Annotated in this window: 10 protein-coding genes; 3 read left to right on the top strand and 7 right to left on the bottom strand. The window is 70.1% G+C overall.

Annotated features, from left to right (window positions below):
- Positions 1-2 precede the first annotated feature (2 nt).
- The 7 genes from RUR_RS07050 to glgP form a co-directional block, all read right to left on the bottom strand.
- Positions 3-1,031 carry an ABC transporter ATP-binding protein gene (locus RUR_RS07050; RefSeq protein ID WP_283134351.1) on the bottom strand — a complete coding sequence of 343 codons (1,029 nt, stop codon included), beginning with the start codon at positions 1,029-1,031 and terminating at the stop codon, positions 3-5.
- A gap of 2 nt (positions 1,032-1,033) precedes the next feature.
- Complete coding sequence (locus tag RUR_RS07045; RefSeq protein ID WP_283134098.1) at positions 1,034-2,533, bottom strand: ABC transporter permease; 1,500 nt, start codon at positions 2,531-2,533, stop codon at positions 1,034-1,036.
- An 18-nt stretch (positions 2,534-2,551) separates the two neighbouring features.
- Positions 2,552-3,574 carry an iron ABC transporter substrate-binding protein gene (locus RUR_RS07040; RefSeq protein ID WP_283134097.1) on the bottom strand — a complete coding sequence of 341 codons (1,023 nt, stop codon included), beginning with the start codon at positions 3,572-3,574 and terminating at the stop codon, positions 2,552-2,554.
- Positions 3,575-3,715: 141 nt separating this feature from the next.
- Positions 3,716-5,122 (bottom strand): hypothetical protein, encoded by a 1,407-nt coding sequence (locus tag RUR_RS07035; protein ID WP_283134096.1) that lies wholly within the window; start codon positions 5,120-5,122, stop codon positions 3,716-3,718.
- Positions 5,119-6,000 (bottom strand): NAD-dependent epimerase/dehydratase family protein, encoded by an 882-nt coding sequence (locus tag RUR_RS07030; RefSeq protein WP_283134095.1) that lies wholly within the window; start codon positions 5,998-6,000, stop codon positions 5,119-5,121. The genes RUR_RS07035 and RUR_RS07030 overlap by 4 nt, the downstream gene beginning before the upstream one ends.
- A gap of 77 nt (positions 6,001-6,077) precedes the next feature.
- On the bottom strand, positions 6,078-7,463 hold the full coding sequence (locus tag RUR_RS07025) for an FAD-dependent oxidoreductase (RefSeq protein WP_283134094.1): 1,386 nt from the start codon (positions 7,461-7,463) through the stop codon (positions 6,078-6,080).
- Complete coding sequence (gene glgP, locus RUR_RS07020) at positions 7,463-10,048, bottom strand: alpha-glucan family phosphorylase (protein ID WP_283134093.1); 2,586 nt, start codon at positions 10,046-10,048, stop codon at positions 7,463-7,465. Before glgP ends, RUR_RS07025 begins: the two co-directional genes overlap by 1 nt.
- Positions 10,049-10,370: 322 nt before the next feature.
- Between glgP and RUR_RS07015 the strand changes: the two genes are divergently transcribed.
- The 3 genes from RUR_RS07015 (at position 10,371) to RUR_RS07005 (ending at position 15,791) form a co-directional block, all read left to right on the top strand.
- Positions 10,371-12,539, top strand: a complete 2,169-nt coding sequence (locus RUR_RS07015; RefSeq protein WP_283134092.1) for an alpha-1,4-glucan--maltose-1-phosphate maltosyltransferase — start codon at positions 10,371-10,373, stop codon at positions 12,537-12,539.
- 94 nt (positions 12,540-12,633) lie between these two features.
- Positions 12,634-14,340 (top strand): maltose alpha-D-glucosyltransferase, encoded by a 1,707-nt coding sequence (treS, locus tag RUR_RS07010; protein ID WP_428846976.1) that lies wholly within the window; start codon positions 12,634-12,636, stop codon positions 14,338-14,340.
- Positions 14,341-14,492: 152 nt separating this feature from the next.
- Positions 14,493-15,791, top strand: a complete 1,299-nt coding sequence (locus RUR_RS07005) for a maltokinase N-terminal cap-like domain-containing protein (RefSeq protein ID WP_283134349.1) — start codon at positions 14,493-14,495, stop codon at positions 15,789-15,791.
- Positions 15,792-15,851 lie beyond the last annotated feature (60 nt).

Raw genomic sequence — 15,851 nt, 5'->3', positions numbered from 1 at the left:
CCTCACCCCTCCCGGTAGAAGAGCGCGGCCCCTTCCACGTGCACCCCGACCTCGTCCCCGGGGTGGTAGGGCGCCTCGCCGGCCGTACGGGCCCGAACCGGCGCGGGCATCTGCGGGAGCCGGACGGTGACGACCGCGTCGTGGCCGAAGAACTCCACCCGCTCCACCCGGCCGCGCAGCCGGTCGTCGCCCGGGTGCCCGAGCCGGAACTGCTCGGGCCGGAGCGCGACGTGGCCCGCAGCGGGCGAGGTGCCTCCGTTCCCGGCCACGGCTCCGGTCCGTACCGGAATCCGGCCGAGGGCGCAGTCGGCGGCGCCGCCGGAAGCCGAGGCGGGGAGCACCACGGCCTCGCCGACGAAGGTGGCCACCCGCAGGTCGGCGGGGGTCCCGTAGACCGCGGCGGGTGTGCCGACCTGGACGATCCGGCCCTCGCGCATGACCGCGACCTCGTCGGCCATGGAGAGCGCCTCCTCCTGGTCGTGGGTGACGAGCACGGCCGTCGCCCCGGCCCGTTTGAGCACGTCGCGGACGTCGTCGCGGACCACCGAGCGCAGCCCCCGGTCGAGCGCGCTGAACGGCTCGTCGAGGAGGACCACCCCGGGGCCGGGGGCCAGGGCCCGGGCGAGCGCGACCCGCTGCTGCTGGCCGCCGGAGAGTTCGTGCGGCATACGGTCGCCGAACCCGGCGAGGCCCACCAGGCCGAGCATCTCCTCGATCCGCTCCCGGGAGCCCCGCGGCAGCCCGTACCCGACGTTTCGTGACACGGTGAGGTGCGGGAAGAGGGCGGCCTCCTGCGGGACGATCCCCACCTTCCGCCGCTCGGGCGGCAGGTCCCCCACCGATCGGCCGCCGATCGACACCGAGCCGGAGTCGGCCCGTTCGAAACCCGCGACGATCCGCAGCAGCGTGGTCTTCCCGCAGCCGGACGGGCCGAGGACGGCGGCGAAGGCTCCGTCGGAGACGGTCAGGCCCACCCCCCGCAGGACCTCCACGGCGCCGAACCGCTTGGTGATGTTCCGGGCGACGAGCATGCTCAATGACTTCTCCGTCCAAGCAGGTAGCCGGGGATCGCGGCGAGCACCATAAGCAGGGCGGCGTACGGCGCGGCGGCCCCGTACGCCCCCGACCCGGTCTGCGTCCACAGCTCGGTGGCGAGGGTCTCCATCCCGGTGGGCCGGAGCATGAGGGTCGCCGGGAGCTCCTTCATGCAGGTGAGGAAGACGAGGGCGGCCCCGGCGAGGACGCCGGGGAGCGCGAGCGGCAGTGTGACCGTCCGCACCACGGCCGACGGGCGGCGGCCCAGGGATCGGGCCACCTCCTCAAGGACCGGAGGCGACTGCATGACCGAGGCCCGGACCGCTCCGACGGCCGCGGGCAGGAACAGCACCGCGTAGGCGAGCACCAGGAGCGGGGTGCGCTGGTAGAGCGGGTAGGCGTAGCGGACGGCGAAGAACACGAAGGCGAGGGCGATCACGATCCCGGGAAGGGCGTGCACCAGGTAGGTGGACTGCTCCAGGAAGGCGGCGAACCGGGTGCGGTACCGCGCCGCGAGGATCCCGACGGGTACCGCGAGGACGGTGGTGAGCAGGGCTCCCCCGGCGGAGACGCCGAGGGTGGCGATCGCGGCCTGCCCGAGCGCGCCCGGATCCAGCCGGGTGGAGGACCCTTGCAGCAGCCAGTAGCCGATGCTGACCAGCGGGAAGGCGACGGCGAGGGCGGCGGCCAGGCCCGACCAGGCCAGCGCCGGACCGCGCCAGGCGCCCAGCGGGATCGGGGTGGGCCGCCGCGGGGTGCCGCTCCTGGACGCGTAGGCCGCGCGCCCGCGGGACCTCGCCTCCAACATCATGATCACAAGGGTGATCAGCACGAGGACCCCGCCGAGTACGGCCGCGGGCGTCCGGTCGAAGCTCGCCCGGTACGAGGTGTAGATCACCGTGGTGAACACGTCGAACCGCATGATGGAGACCGCGCCGAACTCCGCCAGGACGTAGAGCGCGACCAGGAGCCCGCCCGCGGCGACGGAGGGACGGAGCTGGCGGATCACGACGCCGAAGCGGCTCCGCCCGAGCGAGCGGGCCACGTCCTCCATCCCCGGATCGAGCCGGGCGAGCGCGGCCGCGACCGGCAGGTACACGTACGGGTAGCTCACCAGGGTGAGGACGAGCACCGAGCCGGCGAACCCCTCAAGCCACGGGAACGCCGCGACCCAGGTGTAGGCGGCCACATAGCTCGGCACGGCGAGCGGCAGCGCCGCCAGCACCGACCACATCCGGCGCCCCGGCAGGTCGGTCCGGACGACCAGCCAGGCGAGCGAGACGCCGAGGACCACGCAGAGCGCGGTCACCGTCGCGGCCAGACCCAGGCTCGCCGCGACCAGCTCGAAGGTGCGCGGCCGGAGCACGACGTCCGCGACCACGCCCGGGCCGCCTTCGGCCACCCGGACGCCCAGATAGACCAGGGGAAGTAGAGCGAGGACGGCCGTGACCACCGCCGGACCGACCAGGATCGGCGGTGGCCGGAGGGCCGTCCTCACGCGCTGAGCGACCATGGGTCAGACGAGGCCGACTTCTTTGAGCAGATCCAGGGTCTTGCTCAGCGAGTCGAGCCGGGCCAGGTCGATCTCGGGTCCCTTCAGGGAGTCCAGCGCGGGCAGGCCCGGGTCGACGGCGACCCCGGCGACCAGCGGGTACTCCTTGGTCTCGTCGGCGAAGTACTTCTGGGCCTCGGCGCCCAGCAGGTAGTCCACCACTTTCTGGGCGTTCGCCGCGTGCTTGGAGGTCTTGACGATCCCCGCGCCCGCCACGTTGACCAGGGCGCCGGGGTCGCCGCCGGGCAGGAACGCCAGTTTGGACGGGACGGCCGCGGCGCCCTTCTCCGCCACCTTCTCGTACCAGTAGTAGTGGTTGATGAGGCCCATGGTGATCTGGCCTTCGTCCACCGCGTTCAGGATGCCGACGTTGTTGGGGTAGGTCTTGGTCCCGTTGTTCTTCATCGCGGTCAGCCACTCTTTGGCCTTCTCCTCACCCTGGACGACGCGCAGGGCGGTGACGAAGGCCTGGAAGGAGGCGTTGGTCGGGGCCCAGCCGACCTTCCCCGACCACTTGGGGTCGGTGAGCTCGAAGACGCTCTTGGGCTGTTCGGGGAGGACACGGGGGTCGTAGACGATCACGCGGGACCGGCCGGAGACACCTGCCCAGGTGCCGTCCGCGGCGCGGTACTTGGCCGGGACCTTGTCCAGCGAGCCCTGCGGGAGCGCGGTGAGCCTGCCCTCTTTGGCGAGTGCGCCCAGCGCGCCCGCGTCCTGGGAGAAGAAGACGTCGGCCCGGGTGCGGTCGCCCTCCTCCAGGAGCTGGGCGGCGAGTTCGGCGCTGTCGCCGTACCGGACCTGGACGTTGACGCCGGTGGCGGTCTTCATCTTGTCGATGAGGGGTCCGAGGAGGTTCTTGTTGCGTCCGGAATAGATCACCACGGACTCGTCGTCGAAGCTCTCCTCACCGCCGCCGCCTCCGCCGCCGCCACAGGCGCTGATCAGAAGTGTCGCCGACGCGAGAACGGTGGCCAGAAGCCTGCGCATCTTGTACTGCTTTCTCTCGTGCGGATCTCGCGCTCAGGACTGAGCGCGAGATCGGGTGTGTTTCGAACGTCTACTGGGATGAGCTGGAGGAGCTGCTGCCGCTGCCGTCGTCCCCGCCGCCGCAGCCGGTGAGCAGGAGGCTCATCGCGCTGAAGAGGGCGATGACAGAGAGGGCGATTTTTCGCATTTACCGGGTTCCTTTCGGTTCAGTACGGCTGACACGCGCCGGCCGTACCAGATCAACAGGAGAGACAGGCCTATCCACAGCAGGTGGAGGGCCCAGAAGCCCGACCACCCCGAGCGGTAGTCCGGAAGAATCGGACGGAGGAGCCGATAGATCGGGTAACCCACGTCCTCGAAGCCGCTCACCCAGGTGATACGCCGGGCGAACCCGTCGGCAAGCAGCCAGGCGTAGGCCGCCGTACCCGACAGACCGGCGGTCAGGGCGACCCACGGCAGCCAGGGCCGCCATGGCCGGAAGTGGTCCACGAACCACAGGACGGCCAGGAGGGCGAGCGGCAGGACCACGACGAGCTGCCGCCCCGGCCACCAGTACCCGTTCATGGTGAGGGCGAGGAAGGTCGCGGTGAGCCAGCCCGCCGCCAGCGGCGCCAGGAGCACCCGGCCCCGGCCGTACCGGAGCAGGGCGGCCGCGGCCGGGAGGAGCAGCAGCCAGAGCGGCTGCCAGGCGGCGATGCCGTAACCCCGGTCCACGAGCAGGCCCACCAGGCGGGTCGCCCGGCCGACGAAATTCGGCTCGAACCCCATCACCCCGAACTCCCCGGACTCCTGGAAGTGGTCACCGCTGGCGTAGACCGTCCAGCCGCCCCAGACCAGCCGGTGGACCGCCAGGTAGACGGCGCCCGTCACCGCCAGCCCCGAGACCAGGGCGATCCGATGTCCGCGTACCCGGATCAGGGCGTGCACGGCGAGCGCCGCCGCGACCGGGACGTACTTCACCGACAGCCACGGCAGCGCGGTGAGCAGCGCCAGCGTGGCCAGGACCGGCCTGATCGCCAGCGGTCCCGGCGCGGTGAGCACGGCGACCGCGGCCACCACCGCCAGCGCGGCGGGCAGTTCGGGATAGACCTGCTGCCCGTAGACCGCCAGTGGCGCCGAGGCGAAGGCGATCGCCACCCCGGGCACCGCGATCCGGCTCCGCACCCCGAACCGCCGTTCGGCCGTCCAGAGGGTGAGCGCCGCGAGGACCCCGGCGAGCAGGGCGAGCGTCGCCTTGGCCGCCACCCAGCCGCCCAGCCCCATCGGCACGGCCAGGATCAGCGGCAGGAGCGGGTCGTGCGGGCTGATCTCGCTCCCGTCGGCGAGCACCTCGGTCTGCACCGGGAGCGACGACCCCGCCCAGGGCTCCCAGCGGCGTTCGGCGAGCTCGTCGGAGATGTCGAGGCTGAAGTCCTCAAAGATCGAAAGCGCGGTAAGCAGGTACTGCGGCTCGTCCACCGCGACATGGCCGCCGAACCGGGCACGCACCCCGATGCCGAGCGCCGCCGACACCGTGGCCACCACGCCGACCAGGACGAACCGTTTCACCGCGCGTCCACCAGGCACGCCGCCTGACGCGCCACCACGGCGGTGAGATCGGTCACCGGCGTGAAGCCGGCGAGCTCGCGGAGGCGCCGGATGTCGGCGAGCGAGTCGCTGACCTCCTCCGCCGCGGCGGGCTCGACGTACCAGTCCGGCCGGATGTTCAGCGCGTCGCCCACCGCTTTGACCATCGCGCGCAGGGTGTGGCCCACCCCGGTCCCGATGTTGACCACACCGCCCACGTTCCGCCAGGCCAGGGCGATCAGAGCCCGGACCGTGTCCCGGACGTCGGTGATGTCGCGGGTGCGCTCCGGCGAGCCGAGTATCCGCAGCGGGCGGCCCGCCCGGGCCGCGGCGATCCACCGGGAGAGCGCCATGTCCGGCCGCTGTCCCTCGCCGGCGACCGTGAACGGCCGCACCACGGTGACCCCGCCGCGGACCGCGCAGAGCCGCTCCACCTCGGCCTTGCTCCGGGCGTACCCGCCGATCGGGTCCATCCGGTCGGTCTCCAGGCTCGGGCGCCCGTCACGGGCCCCGCCGTACACCGATGAGGAGGAGGTGACGACGAGCGGCACCCCGATGGGCACCGCGGCGAGGACCAGCCGGGTGGCGAGCACGTTGTCCCTGGTCCGCCGGCGGCCGATGCCCACGCCCTGGTCGCGCACCCCGGGGCAGCCCGCCAGGTGGTAGACGGCGCCCGCGTCCCGCAGCGCGGAGTAGACCCGGGGGTCTCCGTCCAGCAGGTCGGCGGTGATCGGGGTGAAGCCGGGCTCGATCGTCTGGTGCAGGCGGTCGATGCCGACGACGTGCTCCCCGCGATCGAGCAATGCCCTGACGAGGGAGCGGCCGATGAATCCGGCTGATCCGGTGACGATGGCGGCCACCCGAGCCCCTTCCCAACGAGCACACAACGTTAGTAAAGGTAGCCTAACCTCACTATGCCCAGATCAGAAGGCGGGTCTCAGTCCTCGACCACGTGCCTGGCGAAACGCGCCCGGGCCCGGCTCCATCGCGCGCCGTCCACCCCGGAGACGCCGAGCGCGTCCACCGCGTCGTAGCCCATCGTCATCGCGTGATGGGTGTTGTCGTGGGCGAAAAGCCCGAGCCGCCCGAACGTGGTCACCCGGGGAATCGTCCGCGCCCACGCGTCCAGGCCGGCCAGACACTCGCGGTAACCGAGCTCGTAGACCGGGTAGACGTGCGGCAGCCGCCGGACGACGACGGCGGACCGGCGGACCGGCGGCAGACCCGTCACGGCCAGGCACTCCTGCGCCAGCGCCCCGAGCTCCTCGTCGCCGGAGCGCCAGATCTCGTCGTCCGTCGCGCAGGGGATCTCGAAGCAGAGCACGGTCCGGTCCACCGGGTCGTCGGCGCTCACCCGGTAGTTCGCCGGTTCGGAGATCCGGGTGACCGGCGTCTCGGGCCCCGGCAGGTAGTGGGCGTCGAATCCGGTCCACCGCCCGCCTTCGTGCACCACGTAGACCAGGGTCATCGCCCGGAACCGCAGCCGACCGGCCGCCTGCAGCACCGGTTCCGGCGGACCCGGTTCGACGATCCGCGCCAGCAGCGGCATCGGGATCGTGGAGAACACCTGGTCCGCCTCGACGCCGTCCACCCGGACCCCGTCGGCCCCGGGCACGATCCCGCCGGCGGCCACGCCCAGCCGCAGGTCGGCGCCGGCCTCGACGGCCGCGTCGGCGAGGGCCTCGACGATCTGGCCGAAGCCGCGCCGCGGGTAGTGGAACACCTTGCCCTGGCCGCGCGGCCCGGCGCTCTTGACCAGCACCCGGCGGGCCATCTTCCACGGGGAGTCCGCGGTGACGCGTTTGCGTGCCTGATCCCCGTCGATCCGCTCGCCCGGCAGACCCCAGAGCTTCTCGGCGTACGGCGCGTACAGCGCGTCGTACAGGGCCGGGCCGAGTCCGCTGCACACCACCTCGGCGAAGGTGTCCCGGCGCGGCCCGCCGCGCAGGGGTGAGGCGAGGGCGTCGCGCCCCACCCGCAGCAGCAGACCCTTCGGCAGGGTACGGGCGAGTTCGCCGGCCTTCAGCGGGAAGCCGACCCAGCGCCCGGCCATCCGCAGGCGGCCGTTCCGCGGCCTGAGCTGGAGGTCGTCCCCGAGCAGCCCCGCGAGGTCGGCGAGGAGCGCGGGCGGGGTGGCCGGGTGCAGCCGGTGACTCCCGTGGTCGACCCGGACGCCCGCGACCTCGAAACCGGCCGACAGTCCGCCGGGCCGCTCCGCACGCTCCAGCACCACGACCTGGAGGCCACGACGTGCGGCTCGCCAGGCCGCGGCCAGCCCGGCCGGGCCCGCCCCGAGAATGACGAGATCCGCACTGTCGCCCACTAGCGCAATGTACCGTTTGTCATCCCGGCGGGCTCCTCCGGAACCGCGATCAGCCCCAGCTCGGCCGGGGACGCCATCAGCGGGTGGTCGGGAACGGCCCGGACGCTGTAGCCGAAGGATCCGGTCCGGTCGAGGACCACCTGCCCCGCGTAGCGGGCCCGCCCGTCGTCGCCGAAGGACTGCAGCTCAAGCGGGGCGTAGGCCGGCTTGACCAGCTGGTCGTGCGCCTCAACCCGGCCGTACACCGCCTGGACCGCCACATCGCGCGGATCGAGGTCGCCGAGCGCGACCGTCGCCTCCACCTGCAGCACCGTGCCGAGCTCCGGCGCCTCCCCCGCCCCGGCCCCCTCCACGTGCTCCACCCGGACCCCGGGCCAGGCGGCGGCCACCCGCAGCCGCCACGCCGCGAAGGACTTGGCCGCCTGGTGGTCGTCGCCCGTCAGGGCCCGCGCGGAGAGGGCCGCCGGGACGTAGAGATCCGTGACGTAGTCGTGGATCATACGACCGGCGAGCACCTTGGGGCCGAGGGTGCGCAGGGTGTGCTTGACCATCTCCAGCCACCGGGCCGGCAGGCCGTCCGGGCCCCGGTCGTAGAAGCGGGTGGCCACCTGACGTTCGATCAGGTCGTAGAGGGCCGCCGCCTCAAGGTCGTCCCTGCGCTCGGGGTCGACGACCCCGTCGGCGGTGGGGATGGCCCACCCGTTCTCGCCGTCGTACCACTCGTCCCACCAGCCGTCGCGGATGGACAGGTTGAGCCCGCCGTTGAGCGCCGCCTTCATGCCGCTGGTGCCGCAGGCCTCCAGGGGACGGAGCGGGTTGTTCATCCACACGTCGCATCCCTGGACCAGCAGCTGGCCGAGCGCCATGTCGTAGTCGGGCAGGAAGACGATCCGGTGCCGGACCTCTTCGGCGTCGGCGAACTCCACGATCTGCTGGATGAGCTTCTTCCCGCCCTCGTCGGCGGGGTGCGCCTTCCCGGCGATCACGATCTGGACCGGGCGCTCCTTGTCGAGCAGCAGGTCCCGGAGCCGGCCGGGCTCGCAGAGCATCAGGGTGAGCCGCTTGTACGAAGGCACCCGGCGGGCGAATCCGATGGTGAGCGCCTCCGGGTCCAGGACCTCGTCGATCCAGCCCAGCTCCGCCCGGGAGGCCCCCCGGTCCAGCCACGAGCCGCGCAACCGGGCCCGGGCCCCCTCGATCAGACGCCGCCGCATCACGCCGCGCAAGGCCCACAGGTCGGTGTCGGGGAGCTCCCGCGCGCCCTGCCAGCCCTGCTTCTCGGTGATCAGGTTCGGCAGCTCCCGGCCGGCCTGCTCCATCAGCTCGCGGCCGACCCAGGTGGGCGCGTGGACCCCGTTGGTGATCGAGCCGATCGGCACCTCGTCCAGGTCGAAGCCGGGCCACAGGGCCTGGAACATATCCCGGCTGACCTCGCCGTGCAGCTCGGACACCCCGTTGACCCGCTGGGCCAGGCGCATGCCCATGACGGCCATGTTGAACGTCCCGGGGCTGTCCGGCTCGGCGCCGAGGGCGACGATCCGCTCCACCGGAACCGTGGGCCAGGAGTTCTCCCCGCCGAACTGCCGCTCGATCATGCCCACCGGGAAGCGGTCGATCCCGGCCGGCACCGGGGTGTGCGTGGTGAACACCGTCCCGGCCCGGACGAGCTCGAGCGCCTCGTCGAAGGAGAGGCGTCCCTCGGTCAGCTCGCGGATGCGCTCCACGCCGAGGAAACCGGCGTGGCCCTCGTTGGTGTGGAAGACCTCCGGCTCGGGGTGCCCGGTGAGCGCGCAGTAGGCGCGGATCGCCCGGACGCCGCCCACGCCGAGCAGGAGTTCCTGCATGAGGCGGTGGTCGGTGCCCCCGCCGTACAGGCGGTCGGTGACGTCCCGGGCGAGAACGTCGTTGTCGGCGACCGAGGAGTCGAGCAGGAGCAGCGGCACCCGGCCCACCTGGGCCACCCAGATCTGGGCGTGCAGGATCCGGCCCTCGGGCAGCCCGATCCTGATGCGTGCGGGCGAGCCGTCCTCCTCGCGGAGGAGCGTCAGCGGGAGCCCGCCCGGGTCGAGCGAGGGGTAGTCCTCCTGCTGCCACCCGTCAGCGGAGAGTGACTGGGTGAAATATCCGTGTCGATACAGTAAACCGACGCCGACAATGGGGACGCCGAGATCACTGGCCGCCTTGAGATGGTCACCCGCAAGAATGCCCAGGCCGCCAGAGTACTGCGGGAGCGCGGCGGCGACACCGTATTCGGGGGAGAAATAGGCGATCGCTTGTGGTGGATTTGGTAGTGATTGATACCACCGTGGGGTCTTTATGTAGTCGCGTAGGTCGTCGGCCGCATCGGCGAGCCTGCGGAGAAACCTCCTGTCCCGGGCCAGCTCCGCGAGACGGTCGGCCTCGACGGCCCCGAGCAGGGCGACGGGGTCGTGTCCCACCCGCTGCCAGGTCTCCGGGTCCACCTCGGCGAACAGATCCATCGTCTCGGGATGCCATGACCAGCGCAGATTCTGGACCAGCTCGCTCAGCGGGGCGAGCTGCTCGGGCAGAACGGTGCGCACGGTGAAGCGGCGAATAGCTCTCACATAGCCTGACCCTAATTACTCGATGGCGCCTCCCGCGACCGAAACGCCCGGACATCCTCCGGCGGCTCCGGTCCGGCCGCCGGAGAGCCTGTCCGAAAACCCGTATCCGGCAAGGCGAGCAACTGTGACGCATCATCAACTTTTATAGGCAAGGATGAAGAGGGAAGTTTGGGGCACACCGCTCTTAGGAGAGTGGGCGTTCGGGCTGCCGCGCGTCCTTGATAACCGGTAACCCTATCCATGCCACCAAGCTCGACCACTTGATCAATTCTTACCCGAATCCTCCGGCGACACCGGCGTGTCGCCGCTACCGTAAGTCACGATGATCGGCCGAATCCCAATTCAGGACATCCACCCCGTCGTCGACTGCGGACGACGGGCCGCCAAGGCGGCTGCCGGTGAAACCTTCACCGTGAGCGCGACCGTCTTCCGCGAAGGCCACGACGCCGTCGCGGCCGGAGTCGTGTTCACCGACCCACACGGGCTGAAAGGCCGCTTGTTCCCCATGCGGGAGAACGGCCCCAGCACCGACCGCTGGAGCGTCGACGTCACGCTGCCCGACGAGGGCGAGTGGCGGTTCCACGTCGAGGCGTGGAGTGACCCCATCGCGACCTGGCTCCACCACGCCACCATCAAGATCCCCCGGGCCATCGACGTGGATCTGATGCTGGAGGAGGGGGCCAGGCTGTTCGAACGCGCCGCCAAGGCCGTTCGGGCCGGCGACTGCTCGATCACCCAAGGCCGGGCCACCGCCCCTGCCCAGGCCGAACCCGAACAGACTTCCGAAAAACCCAAGAAGAACGGCCGTACGGCGACGGACGCGGGCACCGACTCGGCCCCGAACGACCTCGCCAGGTCCGCGTGCGGCCACCGGGCCGCCCTGATGGCGGTGGTGGCGCGCCTGCGCGACGGGGACACCGATCCCCGGGCCAGGCTCGCGACCGCGCGGGACACCGTCGAGCTCCTGGCGGCGCACCCGTACCGGCTGCTGGTGACCCGCTCGCCCAAGTTCCGGGTGCGCGTGGCCCGGCGGCGCGCCCTCTACGGCTCGTGGTACGAGTTCTTCCCCCGGTCCGAGGGGGCGCTCCTCGACGGCGCCGGCCTCCCCAGGTCCGGCACCTTCGCGACCGCGGCCAAGAGGCTGCCCGCGATCGCCCGGATGGGCTTCGACGTCGTCTACCTGCCCCCGATCCACCCGGTCGGCGAGACCTTCCGCAAGGGACGCAACAACACGTTGCATGCGGAACCCGGCGATCCCGGATCGCCCTGGGCGATCGGATCGGCCTATGGGGGTCACGACGCGATTCACCCAGACCTGGGCGACATATCGGACTTCGATGACTTTGTACGGCAGACGCGGGAACTGGGGATGGAGGTCGCGCTCGACCTCGCGCTTCAGTGCTCCCCGGACCACCCCTGGGTGAAGGAGCACCCGGAGTGGTTCACCATCCGCGCGGACGGCACGATCGCCTACGCGGAGAACCCGCCGAAGAAGTACCAGGACATCTACCCGCTGAACTTCGACACCGACCCGGAGGGGATCTACGCCGAGGTCAAGCGGGTCGTGAAGTACTGGATGGACCACGACGTGCGGATCTTCCGCGTGGACAACCCCCACACCAAGCCGGTGGCGTTCTGGGAGCGGCTCATCGCCGACATCCAGGAGACCGACCCCGACGTGCTGTTCCTCTCGGAGGCCTTCACCCGGCCGCCCATGATGCGAACGCTGGCGGCGGTGGGGTTCGACCAGTCGTACACCTACTTCACCTGGAAGAACACCCGAGCCGAGATCGAGGACTACCTGGGCGAGCTGGCGCACGACACCGCGCACTTCCTCCGCCCGAACCTCTTCGTCAACACGCCGGACATCCTGCACGAGTACCTCCAGCACGGCGGGGTGCCCGCGTTCAAGATCAGGGCCGTCCTCGCCGCCCTGCTGTCCCCCTCCTGGGGGGTCTACTCCGGCTATGAACTCGCGGAGAACCTCCCAATTCGGCCCGGCAGCGAAGAGTATCTGGATAGCGAGAAATATCAGTACAGACCTCGGGATTGGGCCTCAGCCGAACGGGATGGGCGTAGTCTTGCCCCATTCCTGACGCAGTTGAATCTGTTGCGAAGAGCCCACCCGGCTCTGCAAGAATTGCGCAACCTGCATTTCCACGACGTCGACCAGCCCGAACTGCTGTGCTTCTCGAAACGTCATAGCTTCACCAGCCGGCAGCCCGGTACCGAGGACCTCGTCACACGACGGCGAGAGCTCGGCGACGTGGTGTTGACCGTCGTCAACCTCGACCCGCACAACATCCGCGAGGCGACGGTATCTCTGGACATGCCCGCGCTCGGCCTTGACTGGCATGCCGGGTTTGTCGTTGATGACGAACTTTCGGGCGCGTCATATCGGTGGACCAGGGCCAACTATGTGCGTCTTGACCCGCACATCAGTCCCGCCCACGTCTTCACCGTGAGAGCCGCCCTCACCTCCTCGCTGTGATCTTGTCGGTCACGACGTCGGGGGGTGTGGCGGGTGGGCGACAACTGAACACCCGCCGCATATTCAGAGCACTTCGAGCACTGTGGAGCCACAGGTGATCCAGCATGAGCCGGTTCCCAACACGTTCACGCACGAAACGCCCAGAGATCCTTACTGGTACAAGCACGCCGTCTTCTACGAGGTGCTTATCCGCGGGTTCTACGACTCCAGCGGGGACGGGACGGGCGATATTCGTGGCCTCATCGAGAAACTGGACTACCTCCAGTGGCTCGGCGTGGACTGCATCTGGCTTTTGCCGATTTATCAGTCGCCATTAAGAGATGGCGGCTATGATATCGCGGACTTTATGAAGATCCTCCCTGACTTTGGGGATCTCGGAGACTTCATCAAGCTCGTTGAGGAAGCGCACAAACGAGGGATGCGCGTCATCGCCGACCTGGTGATGAACCACACCAGCGACCAGCACCCCTGGTTCCAGGCCTCCCGGAGCGATCCGGACGGACCCTTCGGCGACTTCTACGTCTGGAACGACGACGACCAGCTCTACAAGGACGCCCGGATCATCTTCATCGACACCGAGACGTCCAACTGGACCCACGACCCGGTGCGCGGCCAGTACTACTGGCACCGGTTCTTCTCCCACCAGCCGGACCTCAACTACGACAACCCGGCGGTCCAGGACGCGATGCTGGAGGTGCTGCGCTTCTGGCTGGACCTCGGCATCGACGGGTTCCGGATGGACGCCATCCCGTACCTGTACGAGCGGGACGGCACCAACTGCGAGAACCTCCGGGAGACCCACGACTACCTCAAGCGGGTGCGCCACGAGGTGGACCGGCTCTACCCGGACCGGGTGCTGCTGGCCGAGGCGAACCAGTGGCCCGCCGACGTGGTGGAGTACTTCGGCGACCCGATGACCGGCGGCAACGAGTGCCACATGGCGTTCCACTTCCCGCTCATGCCGCGGATCTTCATGGCGGTACGGCGGGAGCAGCGCTACCCCATCTCCGAGATCCTGGCGCAGACGCCCAAGATCCCGGAGAACTGCCACTGGGGCATCTTCCTGCGGAACCACGACGAGCTGACGCTGGAGATGGTCACCGACGAAGAGCGCGACTACATGTACGCGGAGTACGCCAAGGACCCGCGGATGCGGGCCAACGTCGGCATCCGCCGCCGGCTGGCGCCGCTGCTGGACAACGACCGGAACCAGATCGAGCTCTTCACCGCCCTGCTGCTCTCCCTGCCCGGCTCGCCGGTGCTCTACTACGGGGACGAGATCGGCATGGGGGACAACATCTGGCTGGGCGACCGCGACGGCGTCCGTACCCCGATGCAGTGGACCCCGGACCGCAACGCCGGCTTCTCCGAGTGCGACCCGGCCCGGCTCTACCTGCCGGTGATCATGGATCCGATCTACGGATACCAGTCGATCAACGTGGAGGCGCAGCAGAAGAACCCGGGTTCCCTGCTGCACTTCACCCGGAAGATGATCGAGATCCGGAAGCGGCACCCGGTCTTCGGCCTGGGGGACTTCACCGAGCTCAACTCCTCCAACCCCAGCGTGCTCGCCTTCGTCCGCGAGTTCGGGGACGACCGGGTGCTGTGCGTGAACAACCTGTCCCGCTTCCCGCAACCCGTCGAATTGGATTTGAGACGCTTTGAAGGGGTAGTGCCAGTTGAGTGCATGGGTGGCGTTCCTTTCCCCGCGATTGGGGAATTGCCCTATCTTCTGACGCTACCCGGGCACGGGTTCTACTGGTTCACCTTGACACCCGCCACAGCAGAAGAAGAGGTATAACACCTCACAGTCCACCGCACGAGACCATCGCACACACCGGTACCGAGGGCCGCGCTCGGGACCGGTGCGTGCGCTTGGCGGCTCTCGCCGGCCGAGAGCGCTTTCCCTAGGGAGGGGCCACGCAACCACTTGAGGAGCTCCTCGCGGGCTGGATCGGCGGGCAACGCTGGTTCGCCGGGAAGGGCCATGACATCGAGAGCCTGTCGATCGTCTCCGACGTCGAACTCCAGACCGAGCCGGGGCTTCGCCACCTGATCGCGGCCGTCCGCCAGGGGGTCCACGAAGCGCGGTACCAGCTTCTGCTCGGGCTCCGCGCGGAGATCCCGGACCGGCTCAAGCACGCGGTGATCGGACCGGTCGACTCGATGATCGGCTACGACGCCGTACACGACGCCGACCTCACCGCGCACCTGCTGGAGTCCATGGCCGCCGGCGCCACGGTCGGCTCCCTGGACTTCCGGCACGTCGAGGGAGCCGAGATCGACCCCACGCCCCGGAGCCTGGTGCTGGGTGCCGAGCAGTCCAACACCTCGCTGGTCTACGGCGAGGAGTACATCTGCAAGCTGTTCCGCCGGCTGGTACCGGGCGTCAACCCCGAACTGGAGATCGTGACCGCGCTCGCCAAAGCGGGCTCGACCCATGTCGCCGAGCCGTACGGCTGGATCGAGACCCGGCTGGACGGCCATCCGACCACGCTCGGCATCCTGCAGCGGTTCCTGCCCACCTCCAGCGACGGGTGGTCGCTGGCGCTCACCAGCGTCCGCGACCTCTACGCCTCCGAAGAGGAGCTCTCGGCGAGCGACGCGGGCGGCGACTTCTCCGCCGAGTCCGAACGGCTGGGCCGGGCCACCGGGGAGATGCACACCGAGCTGGCGACGGCCTTCCCCACCGAAACGGTCGACCGGACCGAGGTCAAGCGGATGGCCGAGGCGATGCTGCACCGGCTCGACCGAGCGGTGGAGGCGGTGCCCGCGCTCGCGCCGCTGGCGCCGCTCCCGGCCGAGGCGTTCGCCGAACTCGCCCGGCTCAACCAGCCCGTGGCCGTACAGCGCGTGCACGGCGACTATCACCTCGGGCAGGTCCTCCGGACCCTCACCGAGTGGATCATCCTCGACTTCGAGGGGGAGCCGGGACAGCCGCTCTGGGAGCGCCGCGCGCTGGCGTCGCCGCTGCGGGACGTGGCCGGGATGCTCCGGTCCTTCGACTACGCGGCCCGGCACCTGCTCTCGGGGTTCGCCGAGTACGGCGGCCTGCACGGCAGGGCCGAGGAGTGGGCCACCCTGAACCGGGAGGCGTTCCTCGACGGGTACGCCACCGTGCACCGGGACGCCCGGGAGGATCTCATCCTGCTGCGGGCGCTGGAGTTCGACAAGGCGGTCTACGAGGTGGTCTACGAGGCCAGGCACCGCCCGTCCTGGGTCTCCATCCCGCTTGCCGCCTTCCGTACCTGACGGGAAAACACCAAACCACCGGATTAAAGATCAAAGGTGAAAAACCCGCTGGTTAGGGCA

This window comes from Rhizohabitans arisaemae (assembly GCF_025996515.1).
Taxonomy (GTDB): Bacteria; Actinomycetota; Actinomycetes; order Streptosporangiales; family Streptosporangiaceae; genus Rhizohabitans; species Rhizohabitans arisaemae.
Note: the sequence above shows the minus strand (reverse complement) of the source record. Positions and strands in the feature narration are given on the sequence as shown.

Excerpts from the sequence above, each read along its gene's own strand:
- RUR_RS07040 (WP_283134097.1), bottom strand. The coding sequence starts at position 3,574 with ATGCGCAGGCTTCTGGCCACCGTTCTCGCGTCGGCGACACTTCTGATC.
- RUR_RS07050 (WP_283134351.1), bottom strand. The coding sequence starts at position 1,031 with ATGCTCGTCGCCCGGAACATCACCAAGCGGTTCGGCGCCGTGGAGGTC.
- RUR_RS07015 (WP_283134092.1), top strand. The coding sequence starts at position 10,371 with ATGATCGGCCGAATCCCAATTCAGGACATCCACCCCGTCGTCGACTGC.